Genomic DNA, 223 nt, shown 5'->3' on the forward strand with positions numbered 1-223 from the left:
TACGGTCTGTACAGGATAGGTGGGAGCCTAGGAAGCCGGTGCGCCAGCATCGGTGGAGGCGCCGTTGGGATACCACCCTGATCGTATCGGAGTTCTAACCTAGGACCGTAATCCGGTTCGGGGACAGTGTCAGGTGGGCAGTTTGACTGGGGCGGTCGCCTCCTAAAGAGTAACGGAGGCGCCCCAAGGTTCCCTCAGAATGGTTGGAAATCATTCGAAGAGT

Annotated in this window: 1 rRNA gene; it reads left to right on the forward strand. The window is 57.8% G+C overall.

The window, feature by feature from the left end:
- A 23S ribosomal RNA gene (locus ACXX53_RS23235) occupies positions 1-223 on the forward strand; the annotation flags it as partial.

It is taken from the genome of Paenibacillus marinisediminis (assembly GCF_054343325.1).